Origin of the sequence: Roseobacter sinensis, from assembly GCF_025755255.1 — a bacterium.
In the GTDB taxonomy this organism is placed as follows: domain Bacteria; phylum Pseudomonadota; class Alphaproteobacteria; order Rhodobacterales; family Rhodobacteraceae; genus Roseobacter; species Roseobacter sinensis.
The window spans coordinates 173,017-190,893 of record NZ_JALIEB010000002.1 but is presented as its reverse complement, the minus strand read 5'-3'; the positions used below and the strand labels follow the sequence as shown (position 1 = coordinate 190,893).

Sequence of the window (17,877 nt, the reverse complement as noted above, 5' to 3'; positions counted from 1 at the left end):
TGACGATAGTGGTATCGCGTCTTTTGGAAAGTCAATTGTCTTACATTTGGAAAATGCTCAGAGCCAATCGACCGGGCGACGGGACGCGGCCGTGATCATCTCGCGCGGGCGGCGCTATATCTTCGTTCATATTCCGAAAACCGGTGGCACCTCGCTGGCAACGGCCCTGGAGGCGCGGGCGATGAAAGACGATCTGCTGATCGGCGACACACCGAAAGCCCGCCGCCGGAGGCGGCGGCTCACGGATCTGCGCCCCAGCGGACGTCTTTGGAAACACGCGACGCTGGCGGACATCGACGGGGTCGTCAGCCCGGACGAGATCGCGCAGATGTTCACCTTCACGCTGGTGCGCAACCCCTGGGATCGGCTCGTCAGCTACTACCACTGGCTGCGGGTGCAAAGCTTCGATCATCCGGCGGTGGCTGTGGCCAAGTCCCGCGGTTTTGCCGAGTTTCTCGCCGAGCCACTGATCCAGACCAGCCTGCGCCAGTCGCCGGCCCGCAGCTACATGCAGGACGCCACAGGTGCGGAGCGCTGCGACCTTTACATCCGGCTCGAGCATTTCGACGCGGATGCGCAGCCGCTGATCGAGCATTTGGGGTTTGCGCTGGTGCTGCCGCATGTGAATGCCTCCACCAGACCCGCCGACTATCGCACGGTCTATGACGCGAAAAGCCGGGACCTTGTCCAGGATATTTGCGCGGAAGACATCGTGCGATTCGGGTACGCCTTCGATCCTGCGCCGAGGCTCCCGCCAGACACGAAGGTGTAAGCGGGCGCACAATCATAGCGTCGCAAACCCCTATTTTTCTTGATGTTCGCGCGCGTTCAGCGTCATTCGGCTGTGGCAAACCCGGCTGTTTTCTGGGAACACTGCCGGGCATGGAAGGGGCGAACAGGGCCCGGCCGTGACGCCGCTTGCGTTGCACATCGCGCGGGCAAGGTCGCGATCGTCCGTCCGCCGTCACCGATCATTGGGGCAGATCGTCATGTATGGATGGAGCGTCAATCTCAGCATACGGCCATCCCGATCCGAAACACCTGCGGAGGCCGAGGCCACTGCCCGGGCCAGCTCCGTTCAAGGGATCATGCCCGGTACGCGGGTTGCGGCGAAATCAGGCTGGCGGCTGGTCGAGGAGTTGGAGATCGGCGAGGAACTCCTCACCTTCGACAACGGATATCAGAGGGTCGCGGGGGTGGTGCGAACACCTGTCTGGTCGGACGCGCTGCAGGTCGCGGACAGGGCTCTGCCTGTGGTCGTTCCGACCGGCGCGCTCGGAAATCGCGATGCCATCGTTTTGCCACCTGCTCAGGGTGTTATGCTGGAGTGCGATGCGGTTCGGGACCCTATGGGCGACCCCTTTGCCATTCTGTCCGCCCGCGCCCTAGAGGGGTTCTGCGGTTTGGCCCGACAGCCGCCTCCCCAGCCTGTTGACCTGATTTCGCTGCAATTCGCGACCGAGGAGGTGATCTACGTCGATGGCGGCTTGCGGCTTCACTGCCGGCCCACGCCGCTGCCGCCTCAAGGGTCCGACCCAGCAGAGCTGTTGTATTCGGTGATGCCGAATGCCGAGGCCAGAGCGCTTCTTGCGGGTATATCGGACGTCCGGGCCGCGCTGACGCGCGGCGCCGACTATGTCTTGAGAGCCACCGCGCTTCGGCATATCGCCTCAGCGCCCCGCACACCTTAGCTGCGCGTCACGCAGCCGCTGCCGTGGTCCCGAAGCGGCCATAGAAGCTCTGCCCCTTGGCGGCCATCTCGCGCAGCAGATCGGGGCAGGCGAAACGGTCCCCGAAAGCGGCCGTGAGCTGGTCGCAGCGCTCGGCGGCATAGGGCGCGCCGATCATGTCGAGCCAGCTCAGCGGGCCGCCGGACCAGGGCGCAAAGCCCCAGCCGAGGATCGCGCCGACATCGCCTTCGCGGATGTCCATGAGCACGCCTTCCTCCAGCGCGCGCACCGCTTCAAGCGATTGCGCGAAGAGCAGGCGGTGCTGTACGTCCGTCAGCTCCGGTTGCTCCTCAGACACGGGGTACTTGGCCCCGAGACCTTCCCAGAGCCCCTGGCGTTTGCCCTTTTCGTCATAGGAATAGAAGCCTGCGGCAGACTTGCGCCCCAGGCGGCCTTCGCCTTCCATCCAGAAGATCACCTCATCTACGGTCGCATCGGGATAGGCGTCGCCCATGGCCGCCTTTGTCGCACGGGCGATCTTGGCGCCGAGGTCGATGGAGGTCTCATCCACCAGTTGCAGTGGGCCCAGCGGCATTCCGACCAGACGCGCGGCATTCTCGACCAGCGCAGGCTCCACCCCTTCGGCGACCATGCGGATCCCTTCGTTGATGTAGGGGATGATGCAGCGGTTGGCGTAAAAGAAGCGGGCATCATTCACGACAATGGGCGTCTTGCGGATCTGGCGCACGAAGTCGAGCGCCTTGGCCACGGCCCGGTCACCCGTGCCTTTGCCCTTGATGATCTCCACCAGCAGCATCTTCTCGACCGGCGAGAAGAAGTGGATGCCGATGAACTGCTCGGGCCGCGCGCTGGCCTTGGCCAGCTCGGTGATCGGCAGAGTGGAGGTGTTGGAGGCAAAGATGCAATCCTCTGGGATCACCGCCTCGACGCGTCGTGTCATCTCGGCCTTGACCTTCGGGTCCTCGAAGACCGCCTCGATGATCAGGTCACAGCCTTGCAGGGCTTCGAGATCGGTGGTCGCCGTGATCAGCGAAAGCAACTGTTCCTTCTTCTCGGGCGTGGTCTTCTTGCGCTGGATACCCTTGTCTGCGAATTTCGCGGTGTAGTCCTTGCCGCGGTCGGCGGCCTCCTGCGTCTGGTCGATCAGCACCACCTCGATGCCCGCCTGCGCGGAGACGAGGGCGATGCCCGCGCCCATCATGCCTGCGCCGAGCACACCCAGTTTTTTGACTCGCTGGTCGGCCACGTCCTGCGGGCGCACGGCACCCTTCTCCAGCGCTTCCTTGTTGATGAAGAGCGAGCGGATCATCGCCTCGGACGACGGGTCCATCAATACGCTCGTGAACCAGCGCGCTTCGATCTTCAGGGCCGTGTCGAAAGGCACCAGCGCGCCTTCATAGACCGCCGAAAGCAGCGCCTTGGCCGCCGGGTAGACCCCTTGGGTCTTGCCGTTGACCATGGCCGAGGCGCCCACGAAGGTCATGAACCCCGCCGGATGATAGGGCGCACCGCCGGGCATCTTGTAGCCCTTGGCATCCCAGGGTTTGACCAAATCGGCGTCCTTGGCGCTGAGCACCCAGTCGCGGGCCGCGGCCATCGGATCGTCAGAAACTTCGTCGATGAGACCTGCGCCCTTGGCCTTGACCGGGTCGACCAGCTTGCCCTCCAGCAGGAACGGCGAGGCGGCCATGGCGCCCATCTTGCGCACCAGCCGTGTGGTGCCGCCAGCGCCGGGGAAGATACCCACCATGATCTCGGGCAGACCGATCTTGGCCTTGGGATTGTTCGCCGCAAAGATGCGGTGGCAGGAGAGCGGTAGCTCCAGCCCGATCCCGAGCGCCGTGCCCGGCAGGACACAGGCAATCGGCTTGCCGCCCTTCTGGGTCTTGGGGTCCATGCCCGCCAACTCGATCTTGCGCAGCAGGCGGTGCATGTCCATCACGCCGTCAAAGAGCCCCTTGGCCGGATTCTCGCCCGCGTCCGCCTTCATCTTGGCGATGAGGTTCAGGTCCATCCCGCCCGCGAAAGAGCCCTCTTTGCCGGAGGTCAGAATGATGCCCTTCACGGCCTCATCGGCGATGGCTTCGTCCATCAGCTTGTCGATCTGCGCGAGCCCCTCGTAGGACATCACATTCATGGATTTTCCGGGCACATCCCAGGTAATCGTGGCGATGCCGTCGCTGTCGGTCTTGCTTGTAAACTCGGTCATGTCCGGGTCCTTTCTTGGATCGTTCTGAGGGTCACCAAGGCCTTTCCGGGCTTGGGGACGTTGTAGGGAAACCTGTTGTTAGACAGGGAGTTCGTGACGGATTTCAGGTGCCAGGTGGTGCCTTGACGCTTGAGTACCATGCGGGATTTGATCGGGCCGAAGACGCTGACCTCTCCGGCGTAGAAGTCGGTTGCGTGATAGCCGCAGATGAGATCGCTGGAGATGAACTCGGCCCGCTCTGCGCGCCGTTCCAGCCGATCCGCACCCCTGTCCCGCATCTCCTGGCGCAGCATGTCGAAGAACGGGCGCACCTCGTCTGGCGTCGAAATGATCGTATCCAGCGATTCCGTGTGCGAGCTGTAGGGGAAGAGTAGACAGTTGCAGTAGGCCTCGAAATCATCTTCGGTATTGGCCTCGGACATTTCGTCGATGAAACTCTGATAAATCGTCAGCGGGTCGACGGATTGGCGGCGTGCGTCATTCTCGGGCGATTTGAGCGCGTCAGGCCGGGCGCCTTCGCGGTGCACGTGGGGGATGTGGATGGGCCAATGCGGGTTGTCGAGCATACATTCCACTTCGAGCACCTTCCAAAGCCCGTCTTCCCGCAAAAGCACCATGCGGTTGGCATAGCTCTCCACCACCGGCACCGCATTGTTCAGTGTGTGGGTGACGTGATGACCGGAAAGGTAGTTCTCGCTCATGAATTCCGCGTCCGTGGCCAGCCGCACCAGATGTGTGGCCCCGCGCCCCAGCAGGGCATCGCGGAAGGCCGTGAGGCCGATGATCAGGTCTTCGGCGGTTTCCACGACGATCTCGATGCTCTGCGTGCGTTGCAGATGCGGTAGCTTGATCCGCGCCTGCGCCACCTCCCAATCCCCCTCCATCAGGGCGCGGGACAGGATGTCCAGCGTCTCCTGATAGACGGTGAGGGCGGTGACGCCGGCCATGTGGGTTACACCCGCTCGATAATGGTGGCTGCCCCCATGCCCGAGGCGATGCAGAGCGTGGCGAGGCCCACTTCCTTGTCCGCGCGCTCCATCTCGTCGAGCAGGGTGCCGATGATCATCGCGCCCGTGGCCCCCAGCGGATGGCCCATGGCGATGGAGCCGCCGTTCACGTTGACCCTGCCGTGGTCCACATCGAAGGCCTGCATGAAGCGCAGGACAACCGAGGCGAAGGCCTCGTTGACCTCGAAGAGGTCGATGTCTTTGATATCCATGCCATTATCGGCGAGGATCTTCTCGGTCACGGGCACCGGGCCGGTGAGCATGATGGTGGGGTCGGTGCCGATTTTTGCCGTGGCCTTGATGCGGGCGCGGGCCTTTAGCCCGTGCTTTTCGCCGAACTCTTTCGAACCGATCAGCAGGGCCGCTGCCCCATCCACGATCCCGCTGGAATTGCCCGCGTGGTGAATGTGGTTGATCTTCTCCAGATGCGGGTATTTCATGATCGCGACCTTGTCGAAGCCTGGCATCACCTCGCCCATGGCCTGGAACGCCGGGTTCAACCCGCCCAGGCTCTGCATGTCGGTCTGCGGGCGCATGTACTCGTCGTGATCGAGGATCGACAGACCGTTCTGGTCCTTGATTTCAATGACGGATTTGGCAAAGCGCTTCTCATCCCAGGCCTGTTTTGCCCGGCGCTGGGACTCCACCGCCAGCTGGTCCGCGTCGTCACGGGAAAATCCGTATTCCGTGGCGATGATATCGGCGCTGATGCCTTGCGGCACGAAGTACTGCTCCATGGCGATCGACGGATCGACGGCAATCGCAGCCCCATCGGAGCCCATGGCGACACGCCCCATCATCTCCACGCCACCCGCGATGTAGCCGTCGCCCGCGCCGCCTTTCACCTGATTGGCCGCGAGGTTCACGGCCTCCATGCCGGACGCGCAGAAGCGGTTGATCGCAAGCCCAGGGATGCGTTCATCAAGATCGGAGGCGAGCACGGCCGAGCGCGCCAGGCAGCCGCCTTGCTCCATAACCTGGGTCACGTTGCCCCAGATCACGTCTTCGACGGCGTGACCCTCGAGGTTGTTGCGCTCCTTGACGGCGTTCAGCGTCTGAGCCGAAAGGCGCAGGGCGGTCACCTCGTGCAGGCTGCCGTCCTTGCGACCCTTGCCGCGCGGGGTGCGCAGCGCATCGTAGATATAGGCGTCGGTCATCTTGTCTCTCCTCTTCGTGCAAAACTGCACGGTGTTCTGATCAGGCGCGGTCAGCCGGGCTGCCGGGCATCAAGTCGTAAGGGGCTTTCCAGCCGGGCGTTTCGGAAACCCGCGTGAGCCATGTGTCGATATGCGGCCAATCCGCACGGTCGAAGCCGAAAGGCTCGGGGTAGTAGAGATATCCGCAGCAGCTGATATCGGCATTGGTCAGACCGTCTCCCACAACCCAGTCGCGGTTCGCCAGATGGTCGTTCAGCACGGCATAGGCCGCCTTGAGACGCCCCTGCATGAAGGCAATAACCTCTGCGGGGCGCTTGTCTTCGGGCAGGAAGTTCATCAGAAACCGCGTCATCCCGGCGGCCGAGCTGAGTTTGTGATTGTCCCACAGCACCCAGCGTAGGATCTCGCGCTTCTCGTCCGCGTTCTTGCCGCCCAGCTTACCGGACTTCTCCGACACGTAATCCTGGATCGCACCCGATTGTGTGAGCCGTATGTCTCCATCGATCATCACCGGCGCTTCGCCCATGACGTTGACGGTCTCCCGGTATTCGGGCGTGCGGGTCTCTCCGTTGAAGAAGTCAACCTTGACCGGTGTCCAGTCAAGGCCCGAGAGTTCCAGCGCGAGCGCCGCCTTGTAGGAGTTGCCGCTTTCGCCGAAACAGTGGAGCTGGATGGTCATATGTGATCGTCTTTCAGTGCTGGAGGAGAGCTTGGGATTTGAGTATTTGGAGACGGGTGAAGCAGCCAAGTCCGAGAGCTTGAACGGTTTCTTAACCTTGAGCGCATCAGACTGACTTCACGGTACAGGCTGGAGAGCCGATGACCGTGACGGGTGAAGGCGCATCGGTCAGGATGGCCAACGCCCGAAGACCGGAGCGCCTTTGCTTCTTCACCCGTCGATAAATACTCCCGCCGGAGGCGGCACGGCTTGTCGGCCCAAGCTGCCGTCCGTCCGCTCATAGTGCCCTCGCAATCAGCTCTTTCATGATCTCATTCGTACCGCCGTAGATGCGCTGCACCCGTGCGTCGGCCCACATTTCGGCCACTGCGTATTCCTGCATAAACCCGTAGCCACCGTGCAGCTGCACGCAGTCGTCCAGCACCGCACATTGGGTATCGGTGAGCCAGTATTTTGCCATTGCCGCCTTCTCGACGGACAGCGCGCCGCGCAGGTGCTCTTCGATGCACTGATCGAGGAAGGCGCGCGCGACGGTGGTGCGCGTCTGGCACTCCGCGAGTTTGAAGCGGGTGTTCTGGAACTGTGTGAGCGGCCCACCAAAGGCCTCACGTTCCTTGCAATAGGCGATGGTGCGTTCAACCGCCCCCTGCATTGCCCCCACGGCCCCACAGGCGATGATCAGCCGCTCCTGCGGGAGCTGCTGCATCATCTGGTAGAACCCCCGACCCTCTTCGTCGCCCAGGATATTCTCCGGCGGGATGGTGACCTCATCGAAGAAGAGCTCCGAGGTGTCGTTGGCGTGCAACCCCACCTTTTCCAGATTGCGGCCGCGGGAGAAGCCCTGCGCACCGTCGGTTTCCAGCATCACCAGGGAGATCCCCTTGGAGCCTTCGCCTGGGTCCGTCTTGGCGGCCACAACAATCAGGTTCGCGTGCTGCCCGTTGGTGATGAAGGTCTTCTGCCCGGAGAGACGATACAGGTTTCCGTCCCGCAGCGCCTTTGTCTTGATCGCTTGCACATCTGACCCGGTCGAGGGCTCGGTCATTGCAAGTGCGCCTACCAACTCGCCCGAGATCATCTTGGGCAGCCAGCGCTTCTTCTGATCCTCGGTGCCATAGGCCAGTACGTAATGCGCCACGATACCGGAATGGATGCCGTGGCCCCAGCTGGCCAGATTGGCGCGCGCCGTTTCGATCAGGATTGCTGCCTCATGGCCGAAATCGCCCCCGGGCCCGCCATATTCCTCGGGTATCGAAGGGCACAGAAGACCGAGCTCACCCGCTTGGGTCCAGGTCTCCCGGTCCATCTGACCCTGCTTGCGCCAGCGCTCGAAGTGCGGCGCCCACTCCGTCGTGATGAACTGCGCCGTCATCTCCGCAATCATGCGGTGTTCGTCGGTCATCCAACCGGAGGTGGTGTCTGGTCCATCTTTCATGCGGCGCCCTCCCCAAAAGCGCTCATCTCCCGCGGTCGCTCTGCTCCGCGTCTGAAGCCCTCGACCAGTGGTCGACACTCTTCTCACCGATCACACTATCGAAATTCTCGGAGAGAAAAGACAGTGCCTCGCCGTTGCCGAGCTCCGCATCAGCGGAAAACCGTTTCAGCCTGTGCTGCACGCCCCCGGCCACGGCGACCGGGCGACGGCGGATCAGGCGAAACGGTTTTGGCATCAGCGGATCCTCACAAATGACAGGTGGGGTGGGCTTTCAGGCCACCCCTCCCAAGATCAGAAGTTGGCCGCATCCAGGGCCATGACCGTATCCGCGCCGGTCTCGATCCGGCTCAGATGCAGCGCGGTCGCGGGAAGTTGCCGCGCCATGTAGTAGCGGCCCGTGTGCAGCTTGGTCTCGTAGAAATCGACGTCGGACGTCCCGTTTGCGAGCGCGTCTTTCGCGGCCTTGCCCATCTTCGCCCACATCAGACCCAGGCACACATGACCGAACATATGCATGAAATCATAGGAGCCCGAGAGCGCGTTGTTGGGGTTCTTCATGCCGTTCTGCATGAAATACATGCCCGCCGCCTGGAGGTCCTTGCTGGCCGCCTTGAGTGGTTCCAGGAATTGCGCGTCGAACTCGGCGTCTTGGCCAGCGGTCTCCTTGATGAAGCCTTTGACGAGTTCGAAGAAAGCCATCACATGCTTGCCGCCGTCCTGTGCGAGCTTGCGGCCCACCAGATCCAGCGCCTGCACGCCATTGGCGCCTTCGTAGATCATCGCGATCCGGGCATCGCGGGCGAACTGCGACATGCCCCATTCCTCAATATAGCCGTGTCCGCCATAGACCTGCTGGGCCTTGATGGTCATGTCATAGCCCTGATCGGTCAGGAAGCCCTTGATCACCGGGGTCAGCAGCGACACGAGGCCATCCGCGTCCTTGTCCTCCGACCGATGCGCCGCATCGATCATCGTGGCGCCCCAGAGGATGAAGGCCCGCGCGCCTTCGGTGAAGCTCTTCTGATCCATCAGGCTGCGGCGGATATCGGGATGCACGATCAGCGGATCGGCCGGGCCTTCGGGATTCTTCGCACCTGTCACGTCGCGGCCCTGAAGCCGGTCCTTGGCGTAGTCCAGCGCGTTTTGATAGGCGACCTCGGCTTGGGACATGCCCTGCATGCCCACGCCCAGGCGCGCCTCGTTCATCATGGTGAACATCGCCCGCATGCCCTTGTGCTCTTCGCCGAGCAGGTAGCCGGTGGCGCCGTCGTAGTTCATCACGCAAGTGGAGTTGCCGTGGATCCCCATCTTCTCTTCGATCTTGCCCACGGCCACGCCATTGCGCGCGCCCAGAGAGCCGTCCTCGTTCACCAGGAATTTCGGCACGATGAAGAGCGACACACCCTTGATGCCTTCTGGTGCGCCGGTGATCTTGGCCAGCACCAGGTGGATGATGTTCTCGGACATGTCGTGCTCACCGGCCGAGATGAAGATCTTCTGTCCGGTGATCTTGTAGCTGCCGTCACCCTGTGGCTCGGCCTTGGTGCGCATCAACCCCAGATCGGTGCCGCAGTGCGGTTCGGTCAGGTTCATCGTCCCGGTCCAGTCGCAGGCGACCATCTTGGGCAGGTACATGTCCTTCTGCGCGTCCGTGCCATGGGCGAGGATCGCCGAGGCCGCACCGTGGGTCAGGCCCTGGTACATGGTGAAGGCCATGTTCGCCGAGGAGAACATCTCGCCCACCGCCGTGCCGATCACGTAGGGCATGTTCTGCCCGCCGTATTCCTCGGGCATATCCAGCCCCGGCCAGCCGCCTTCCTTGACCTGATCGAAGGCTGCCTTGAACCCGGTCGGCGTGCGCACCACGCCGTTCTCCAGCACGCAGCCCTCGGTGTCGCCGACAACGTTCAGCGGCGCCAGCAGTTCGGAGGTCAGCTTGCCTGCCTCTTCGAGAATGGCGGAGGTGAAGTCGGCCTCCAGCTCGTCATAGCCGGGAATGCTCTGCTCGGTCACCTTCAGCACATCGTGCAGCACGAATTGCAGATCTTTGGTCGGGGCGGTGTAGCGGGGCATCTGGTCTCTCTCCCTGAAAGCGTGATGTCGGGTCGATTATTCGGCGGCGCTGCGGGGCGCCCGCAGGGAGGTCAGCATGTCTTCCCCCCATTTCAGTTGTTCGGTCAACTCGGCGATGGCTTCGTTCAGCGCGTCACGCTGGCTGACCAGATCGTCGAGCCGTTCGCGCGCCACCTCATAGGTGCGCTCCAGCTGCGTCTGCTGCTGATCGCCCATATCGTAGAGGTCCAGCAGCTGGCGGATTTCCTCCAGGCTGAAGCCGAATTTCTTGCCGCGCAGGATGAGCTTGAGTCGCGCCCGGTCGCGTCGGGTGAAGAGACGCTTCTGCCCCTCTCGGACCGGGAACAGCAGCTCTTTCGACTCGTAAAACCGCAAGGTACGAGGCGTCACCTCGAAGGCGTTGCACATCTCGCGGATGGTCATGATATCGTCGGTCATTGTCTTTACTTTTCTCACATCGGAACGCGGCACAGATAAGAACTGAAGACCGGGCTACAACAGGAGCTGACGTTTACGTAACCCGAACGTCACGTCACTTTGGCACCTGTCGCTCAGGAAGCCCAGAGGCACGTCGCGTCACATCGCGCCGAGGCGCCATCGACCGGGTATCATTTGCAAATATCCGCCTGCCGAGGCGGGTGATCAGCTCTTGCCGATTTCGCTGGCCACAGAATCGCGCAGATCCTTGAGCTCGTCCATTGCCTCGTCGAGCTGGCGGCGCTGCTCGGCCAGCTCCTTCAGCTGTCCATCGGCCAGATCGACCCAGGCCGCCATCTGCGCCGAAGTGCCCTCGTTCTCATAGATCAGCAGCCACTGTCGGATATCTTCGAGCTGGAAGCCGAACTTGCGGCCGCGCAGGATCAGCTTCATCCGGGCCCGTTCGCGGGGGCCATAGAAGCGCGCGCGGCCTTCGCGGTCAGGTTGCAGCAATTCGATGTACTCGTAGTAGCGTAAGGTGCGCGGTGTCACGTCGAATTCAGCGCACATTTCCTTGAACGTCAGGCGTTGGTCTGCCATACGAAATCTCTCCCTGTCTCCCAAGCTAGGCCGCGTCCTCTCCAAGCGCAACCACCGCTCTTGCCCTCGGGCAGGCGATGCGTTGATAAAGGAGGCGACGGAAGCACGGGCGTCGCCCGATGGAGACGCACCCATGGCCACCAAGACGGACATCGCCCGACAATTCATTGAAGCCATTCCGCACAGCAAGGCCCTGGGCATGCGCCTGACCGAGATGGGCGAAGGCGAGGCGGTGATTGAGATGCCCTATGATGAGAAGCTGGTGGGCGATCCCGAAACGGGTGTGCTGCACGGCGGGGCCGTCTCGGCGCTGATGGACACTTGTTGCGGGGCGGCGGTGATGAGCCATCCCGCAGCCCCGGGCGGCACGGCGACGATCGACCTGCGCATCGACTATATGCGGGCTGCGACCCCGGGGCAGGCCATCACCGCGCGCGCCACCTGCTATCACGTCACACGCACCGTGGCCTTTGTGCGCGCCACGGCCACGGATGACGATGCGGACAACCCGGTGGCCGCGGCCGCGGGCGCCTTCACCGTGGAGGGCACGCGATGAGGCAGCCGCGCCGCAAGCCCGAACCGGTGCAGGTGATCAAGCAGCGCCGCGACGCGACCCTGCGCGCACTGGTCGAGGGCGTGCCCTACATCCAGTATCTCGGCATGCAGTTCGAGCGCAAAGGCGACGAGCTCACCGGCGTCCTACCCTTCGATCAGAAGCTCATCGGCAACCCGATGCTGCCGGCGATCCACGGCGGGGTGACGGCGGCCTTCCTGGAGGTCACTGCGATTATCACCTTAAGCTGGACGTATCTTTGGGAAGATGTGGAGTCGGGAGCCATCGACACGGCGACATTGGAGGCCGGTGGCCTACCGCGCCTGCCAAAAACCATCGACATCTCGACCGACTACCTGCGGTCGGGCCTGCCGCGTGATGCCTATGCGCGGGCGCGGATCAACCGCTCGGGCCGCCGCTATGCCAGCGTGCATGTGGAGGCCTGGCAGGACAACCGCAACCGGCTCTTTGCGCAGGCGACCGGGCACTTCCTGATGCCCCAGCGGCGTGAGTGATACCGTCCAGGGCGCGGCCGTCGGGGTCACCCATACCCGCGTTCTGAAAATCGCCCTGCCGATCGTTCTGTCCAATGCCACGGTGCCGATCCTCGGCGCGGTCGACGTGGGCGTGGTGGGCCAGATGGGCGAGGCCGCCCCCATCGGAGCCGTCGCACTTGGCGCCATCATCCTCTCAACGGTCTACTGGATCTTCGGATTTCTGCGCATGGGCACCGTGGGTCTTGTGGGCCAGGCAGAAGGGGCAGGGGACAGCGACGAGGTCTCCGCTTGGCTCACCCGCGCGCTGCTGGTCGCCCTTGCAGGTGGCGGGGCGCTGATCCTGCTGCAGCCCCTGATCTTCTGGGCCGCACTGGCGCTGGCGGATGCCAGCGAGGAGGTTACGAGCCTCGCCTGGTCCTACCTGACCATCCGCATCTGGACGGCGCCGGCGGCCATCGCAGTCTATGCGCTGACCGGCTGGCTGGTGGCGATGGAGCGGACCGCAGGCGTCTTCTGGGTGCAGCTGGTGATGAACGGGGTCAACATCCTGCTCGATTTTCTCTTCGTTTTGGTGTTCGAGTGGGGTGTGCCGGGGGTCGCCGTGGCGACCGTCATTGCCGAGCTGACCGGCGCCGCCCTCGGCCTGTGGTTCTGCCGCGGCGCCTTTGCCCGCCCCGCCTGGCGCGAGTGGCCGCGCATCTTCGACCGCGCCAAGCTCATCCGGATGGCGCTTCTGAACACCGATATCCTGCTGCGCTCGGCCATGCTGATGATCATCTTTTCGTCCTTCGTCTTCATCGGCGCGCGCTTTGGCGATGTGATCCTCGCGGCGAACGAGGTGCTGATCCAGTTCATGTATATCACGGCCTACGCGATGGACGGCTTTGCCTTTGCCGCCGAGACGCTGATCGCCCGCGCATTTGGCCAGGGCGACCGCGCCTATGTGCGGCGCGCAGCGCTGGTGACCTCGCTCTGGGGTCTGGTGATCTGCGTGACCACGGCGGCGGCCTTCGCGCTCTCGGGCGGCTGGATCATCGACCTCATGGCGAAGAACGCCGAGGTGCAACAGACCGCGCGGGCCTTCCTGCCCTATATGGTCGCGGCGCCTCTGCTGGGCTGTGCGGCCTGGATGTTCGACGGCATCTTCATCGGTGCGACACGCAGCAAGGACATGCGCAACATGATGGCGCTGAGCTTTGCGGTCTACTGGGTGGCGATTGCGGTGCTGTTGCCGACGCTTGGCAATCACGGGCTTTGGCTCGCGCTGCTTATCTCCTTCGTGGCGCGGGGGGTGACGCTGGGCCTGCGCTATCCCGCGCTGGAAGCCGCGGCGGAGACGCGCTAGAGCCAGTCGGCGCGGCTCGTGCCCACGGCTTCGGCGGCATTGCCGAACCCGTCGCGTGCGAGCAGCTCGTCGAGGCCCTCGGCAATCTCGCGCACCAGCGACAGCCCGCCATAGACCAGCGCGGTATAGAGCTGCACGGCGGAGGCGCCCGCGCGGATCTTGGCATAGGCCTGCGCGGCGGAGCCCACGCCGCCCACGCCGATCAGCGGGATATCCGTTTGTGCCGAGAGCTGCGCCAGAACGCGAGTCGACCGGTCAAAGAGCGGCTGGCCGGAGAGCCCGCCCGCCTCCCGCGCATGGGCGCTCTTGAGGCCATCGCGCGCCAGCGTCGTATTGGTTGCGATGATCGCATCCACCCCCGCCTGCCGTGCGACCGCGGCGATATCGGAAATCTCTGCCTCCGAGAGGTCTGGCGCGATCTTCAGGAAAACCGGCGTGTCGCTCCGCACCTGCATCACCCCGTCGAGCAGGGCCGCCAGTGCCGCCGGCCCTTGCAGATCGCGCAGCTTCTCGGTGTTGGGCGAGGAGACATTGACCGTTGCGAAATCGACGACCGTTTGGAGGTGGTCCATCACCTGCGCAAAATCCGCGGCGCGGTCCGGGCTGGTCTTGTTGGCGCCGAGGTTCACGCCGACGGGAATGGCCGCCCGCACGGCCCCGAGGCGCGTGGCAATCCCTTCCATACCGTCGTTATTGAACCCGAAGCGATTGATGGCGGCCGCGTCCTCGCGCAGCCGAAAGAGCCGGGGCCTCGGGTTGCCCGGCTGAGGCAATGGCGTCGCGGCGCCCACTTCGAGAAAGCCGAAGCCCGCCCGAGCCAGCGGCGCGATGGCCTCCGCGTTCTTGTCGAAGCCCGCGGCAAGGCCGACGGGATTGGGCAGGTCAAGCCCGGCGAGGCGGGTCTTTAGCCGGTCGGAGGTCACAGGCCCGGGTGCCAGCCCCAGTCCGGCGCGCAAGGCCTTGAGTGCCAGGCCATGGGCGGTTTCCGGGTCGATCCGACCGAGGGCGATCAGCCCCAACCGCTCCAACGCCACGCTCAACCGCTGGCCTCGCTCAATCCGGCGGGGAAGCGATGCACGCCGTTCTCGAGCGGCAGGGGCATTGCCCAGACCACATCCTCCATCCGGAGTGCGCGGTAGAGGTGCGGGAAGAGCGCGCCGCCCCGCGACACCTCCCACTTCAGATCGTCGCCGAGCCGGTCGGCCTCGACAGCCAGCAGCGTCAGGTTGTGTTCACCCGCGAAATGCTTGACCGCGGTTTCAGCGGCTTGGGCGGCAGTCGAGAAATGCACGTAGCCATCAGCCAGATCGATGGGCGCGCCCGCGGTCTCGCCGGCCGCTTGAAGCGACGCCCATTCCTCGGCCCGGAAAATCTTGAAAATCAGCATGGGGCGCTCATGCCCGCTGGCGCGCGGGGCGTCAAGCGGGGGTGGCCTGAAAGCCCACCCCACCTGCCTGTTCCGCTGTCGCGTTTTTGGGCGCCGTCCGGCGTTGACGCATCGGCAGGATTGGCTGTGCGCAGAGAGGCTTTGACACGCCCTCAGAGCGGCGTCACGATACCGCCACAAAACTCAAAAAGGGGAGATATGATGAACCGATTCCTCACCGCGACGGCCCTGCTTGCGCTGAGTGCTGGCGTGGCGTCCGCGGAGTATACGCTGCACATTCTGCACACCAACGACATGCACAGCCGCATTGAATCGATCAACAAATTCGATTCGACCTGCGATGCCGAAGGCGAGGCCGAGGGCAGCTGCTTCGGCGGTGTGGCCCGTGTCAAAGCCGCCGTGGATCAGAAGCGCGCCGAGCTCGACGGACAGAACGTGCTGCTGCTCGACGCGGGCGATCCATTCCAGGGCTCGCTCTTCTACTCCACCTACAAGGGTGCAGCCGAAGCCGAGTTCATGCAGGCCATCGGCTATGACGCCATGGCCGTCGGCAACCACGAATTCGACGACGGACCCCAGGGCCTTGCGGATTTCATCGAGAAGGTGAGCTTCCCCGTGGTCTCAGGCAACCTCGATCTCTCCGGTGAAGCGCTGCTCGACGGCAAGGTGGCCGATCACCTGACGCTGGAGGTTGGTGGCAAGACCATCGGCATCGTCTCGGCGCTGGCCACCGACACTGTCGAAACCTCCAGCCCGGGTGACGGTGTCGTCTTTCAGGACGAGATCGAAGCGCTGACAGCGGATGTGGCCGCGCTCGAAGCCGAGGGCGTCGATATCATCATCGCATTGAACCACGTCGGTCTGCGCAAGGACCGCGACATCGCTGCAAACGTGCCGGGCATCGACGTGGTGATTGGCGGGCACAGCCACACGCTGATGAGCAATGACGACGATGACACGCCGGCATACCCGGAGATGGTCGAAGGCACACCAGTGGCGCAGGCCTATGCCTACACGAAATACCTCGGTCACCTCGCGGTGACGTTCGACGATGCGGGTGCGGTCACCGCGGTCACGGGTGAGCCGATGCTGCTCGACGCCTCCGTGATCCCGGATGAGTCCGTCCTCGCGCGCATTGCCGAGATGGGCGCACCCATAGAAGAGCTGAAGCAGAAAGTCGTGGCCGAGACCGCCGCCGAGATCATCGGTGCGCGCGAGACCTGCCGGGCGCAGGAATGCGCCATGGGCAACCTCATAGCCGATGCGATGCTGGACCGCGTGAAGGATCAGGGCGTCGAGATCGCCATCCAGAACGGTGGCGGCATCCGCGCGAGCATTGACGCAGGCGAGGTGACCATGGGCGAGGTGCTGACCGTTCTGCCGTTCCAGAACACGCTCAGCACCTTCCAGGTCACCGGCGCCAGCATTGTCGCAGCCCTCGAAAACGGTGTGAGCCAGATCGAGGATGGTGCCGGGCGCTTCCCGCAGGTGGCAGGCATGAGCTATGCCTTTGACGCCAGCCAGCCCGCCGGCAGCCGGATCAGCGACGTGATGGTCGGCGGCGCGCCGATCGATCCCGAGAAGCTGTATTCGGTGGTCTCCAACAACTACGTGCGCAATGGCGGCGATGGCTACGCGATGTTCAAGGACGCGCAGAATGCCTATGACTTCGGGCCCGATCTCGCGGATGTGACGGCGGAGTTTCTCGCTGCCAACGGACCCTACACGCCCTATACGGACGGTCGCATCACGGCGAAGTAAACCGCATAGTGAAGAGCTTCGGCGCGCGCAGGTCAGGCTTGCGCGCGCGTTTTTTTGTCATGCGGCCACTGAGATGTCCGAGGTCTTTCAAGCGCATCGCTCGGGCCCATATCATGCCTGATTTTGGCGCTCGGCCGGGGCGCTCTGGCCGGCGAGCCAGTCCCGAAACGAAGATAAGGCCGACGGTTCTGCACGCTCCGCGGGCCAGACCAGGTAGTAGCTGCCGATGCTTTGGGAGGTCTGTTCAGAGGCGAGGACAAGCTGCCCGCTCGTCAGGTAAGGCTCAGCGAAAAAGGTCGGCAGCAAGGCGATGCCGAGCCCGTGAATCGCCGCCTGTGCCATGGTGGAAAACTGGTCGAAGACCATGCCCGGCGGCGGCTCGACGTGGTGTCCAACAGCGTGAAGCCAGCGCGCCCATCCACGCGGGCGCGTATCCAGATGCAGAAGATCGTAGTCCAGGATCTGCCCCGGATCGTCAAGCGGCCTGGGGATCAGTGCGGGCGCGCAGACAGGCACCACGGTCTCCGGCAGCAGCGGCAGATAGCGCACGCCGGGCCAGTCCTCGCGCCCAAAGTGGATCGCTGCATCAAAGCTGGTGCCGCGGAAGTCGAATGGGGCGAAACGGGTTGAGAGGTTGACCGTAACCTCCGGATGCCGCCGCGCGAAGTCGCGCAGGCGTGGCGCGAGCCAGTGCATGCCGAAGGCCGGCAGGATCGCGAGGTTCAGCGGCCCGCCCTCCGCCTCGGTCTGCACCGACACCGTCGCTTGCGCCAGTCGTTGCAGCATGCCGCGGACTTCGCGCACATAATCCTGACCCCTGGGCGTGAGCACCAGCCCGCGCCCGGCACGGGTCAGGAGCGCAACACCGAGTTGGTCTTCGAGCGCTTTCAGCTGGCGGCTCACCGCACTCTGGGTCAGCGACAGCTCCGCAGCCGCCTGTGTCGCACTTCCCAGCCGCGCGGTCGCCTCGAAGGCCAGGAGCGCAGACATTGACGGCAGGTAGCGGCGCGGCAGGAACATATGAGTTTTTCTCATGACTGACAGGACAAAGGATCGTTAGTCATTT

Annotated in this window: 18 protein-coding genes; 6 read left to right on the top strand and 12 right to left on the bottom strand. The window is 63.8% G+C overall.

What is annotated here, in order from left to right; genetic code table 11:
- The first annotated feature begins 91 nt into the window (after positions 1 to 91).
- The gene (locus MUB52_RS03815; protein ID WP_263842867.1) at positions 92 to 772 is read left to right on the top strand and encodes a sulfotransferase family protein; all 681 of its coding nucleotides are present in this window, start codon (positions 92 to 94) and stop codon (positions 770 to 772) included.
- 217 nt (positions 773 to 989) lie between these two features.
- Positions 990 to 1,691: a Hint domain-containing protein gene (locus MUB52_RS03810; RefSeq protein WP_263842866.1), complete on the top strand. Its 702-nt coding sequence runs from the start codon at positions 990 to 992 to the stop codon at positions 1,689 to 1,691.
- Between the two features lie 7 nt (positions 1,692 to 1,698).
- Here MUB52_RS03810 and MUB52_RS03805 read toward each other — a convergent pair whose 3' ends face one another.
- From MUB52_RS03805 to MUB52_RS03765, 9 genes are all read right to left on the bottom strand, one after another.
- Entirely contained in the window at positions 1,699 to 3,900 is a 2,202-nt protein-coding gene (locus MUB52_RS03805; RefSeq protein WP_263842865.1) for a 3-hydroxyacyl-CoA dehydrogenase NAD-binding domain-containing protein, read from the bottom strand.
- Complete coding sequence (locus MUB52_RS03800; protein ID WP_263842864.1) at positions 3,897 to 4,847, bottom strand: hypothetical protein; 951 nt, start codon at positions 4,845 to 4,847, stop codon at positions 3,897 to 3,899. The genes MUB52_RS03805 and MUB52_RS03800 overlap by 4 nt, the downstream gene beginning before the upstream one ends.
- Before the next feature lie 5 nt (positions 4,848 to 4,852).
- The gene (locus MUB52_RS03795) at positions 4,853 to 6,064 is read right to left on the bottom strand and encodes an acetyl-CoA C-acetyltransferase (protein WP_263842863.1); all 1,212 of its coding nucleotides are present in this window, start codon (positions 6,062 to 6,064) and stop codon (positions 4,853 to 4,855) included.
- A 40-nt stretch (positions 6,065 to 6,104) separates the two neighbouring features.
- Complete coding sequence (locus tag MUB52_RS03790; RefSeq protein WP_263842862.1) at positions 6,105 to 6,743, bottom strand: glutathione S-transferase family protein; 639 nt, start codon at positions 6,741 to 6,743, stop codon at positions 6,105 to 6,107.
- Positions 6,744 to 7,020: 277 nt separating this feature from the next.
- Positions 7,021 to 8,178, bottom strand: coding sequence for an acyl-CoA dehydrogenase family protein (locus tag MUB52_RS03785; protein WP_263842861.1), 1,158 nt, complete (start codon positions 8,176 to 8,178; stop codon positions 7,021 to 7,023).
- A gap of 22 nt (positions 8,179 to 8,200) precedes the next feature.
- Positions 8,201 to 8,413, bottom strand: coding sequence for a hypothetical protein (locus MUB52_RS03780; protein ID WP_263842860.1), 213 nt, complete (start codon positions 8,411 to 8,413; stop codon positions 8,201 to 8,203).
- A gap of 56 nt (positions 8,414 to 8,469) precedes the next feature.
- Positions 8,470 to 10,251, bottom strand: a complete 1,782-nt coding sequence (locus MUB52_RS03775; RefSeq protein WP_263842859.1) for an acyl-CoA dehydrogenase C-terminal domain-containing protein — start codon at positions 10,249 to 10,251, stop codon at positions 8,470 to 8,472.
- 36 nt (positions 10,252 to 10,287) lie between these two features.
- Positions 10,288 to 10,689: a MerR family transcriptional regulator gene (locus MUB52_RS03770; protein WP_263842858.1), complete on the bottom strand. Its 402-nt coding sequence runs from the start codon at positions 10,687 to 10,689 to the stop codon at positions 10,288 to 10,290.
- 204 nt (positions 10,690 to 10,893) lie between these two features.
- Complete coding sequence (locus MUB52_RS03765; RefSeq protein ID WP_263842857.1) at positions 10,894 to 11,268, bottom strand: MerR family transcriptional regulator; 375 nt, start codon at positions 11,266 to 11,268, stop codon at positions 10,894 to 10,896.
- 133 nt (positions 11,269 to 11,401) lie between these two features.
- On the opposite strand from MUB52_RS03765, the gene MUB52_RS03760 reads away from it, so the two are divergent.
- Genes MUB52_RS03760 through MUB52_RS03750 form a run of 3 tightly spaced genes read left to right on the top strand, consistent with a single transcriptional unit; the run spans position 11,402 to position 13,663 of the window.
- Positions 11,402 to 11,824, top strand: coding sequence for a PaaI family thioesterase (locus MUB52_RS03760; protein ID WP_263842856.1), 423 nt, complete (start codon positions 11,402 to 11,404; stop codon positions 11,822 to 11,824).
- The gene (locus MUB52_RS03755; protein WP_263842855.1) at positions 11,821 to 12,336 is read left to right on the top strand and encodes a PaaI family thioesterase; all 516 of its coding nucleotides are present in this window, start codon (positions 11,821 to 11,823) and stop codon (positions 12,334 to 12,336) included. The genes MUB52_RS03760 and MUB52_RS03755 overlap by 4 nt, the downstream gene beginning before the upstream one ends.
- Positions 12,329 to 13,663, top strand: a complete 1,335-nt coding sequence (locus MUB52_RS03750; RefSeq protein ID WP_263842854.1) for an MATE family efflux transporter — start codon at positions 12,329 to 12,331, stop codon at positions 13,661 to 13,663. The genes MUB52_RS03755 and MUB52_RS03750 overlap by 8 nt, the downstream gene beginning before the upstream one ends.
- Here MUB52_RS03750 and MUB52_RS03745 read toward each other — a convergent pair.
- Together MUB52_RS03745 and MUB52_RS03740 are read right to left on the bottom strand one after the other, a co-directional pair.
- Entirely contained in the window at positions 13,660 to 14,703 is a 1,044-nt protein-coding gene (locus MUB52_RS03745) for a quinone-dependent dihydroorotate dehydrogenase (protein WP_263842853.1), read from the bottom strand. The two genes, MUB52_RS03750 and MUB52_RS03745, sit on opposite strands and share 4 nt — an antisense overlap.
- A complete protein-coding gene (locus MUB52_RS03740; protein WP_263842852.1) occupies positions 14,700 to 15,050 on the bottom strand; it encodes a DUF952 domain-containing protein in 351 nt (116 codons plus the stop codon). Before MUB52_RS03740 ends, MUB52_RS03745 begins: the two co-directional genes overlap by 4 nt.
- Positions 15,051 to 15,248: 198 nt before the next feature.
- Here MUB52_RS03740 and MUB52_RS03735 point away from each other — a divergent pair, with 198 nt between their 5' ends.
- Positions 15,249 to 16,811: a bifunctional metallophosphatase/5'-nucleotidase gene (locus MUB52_RS03735; RefSeq protein WP_263842851.1), complete on the top strand. Its 1,563-nt coding sequence runs from the start codon at positions 15,249 to 15,251 to the stop codon at positions 16,809 to 16,811.
- A 111-nt stretch (positions 16,812 to 16,922) separates the two neighbouring features.
- Here MUB52_RS03735 and MUB52_RS03730 read toward each other — a convergent pair whose 3' ends face one another.
- Positions 16,923 to 17,831, bottom strand: coding sequence for a LysR substrate-binding domain-containing protein (locus MUB52_RS03730; RefSeq protein ID WP_263842850.1), 909 nt, complete (start codon positions 17,829 to 17,831; stop codon positions 16,923 to 16,925).
- Positions 17,832 to 17,877 lie beyond the last annotated feature (46 nt).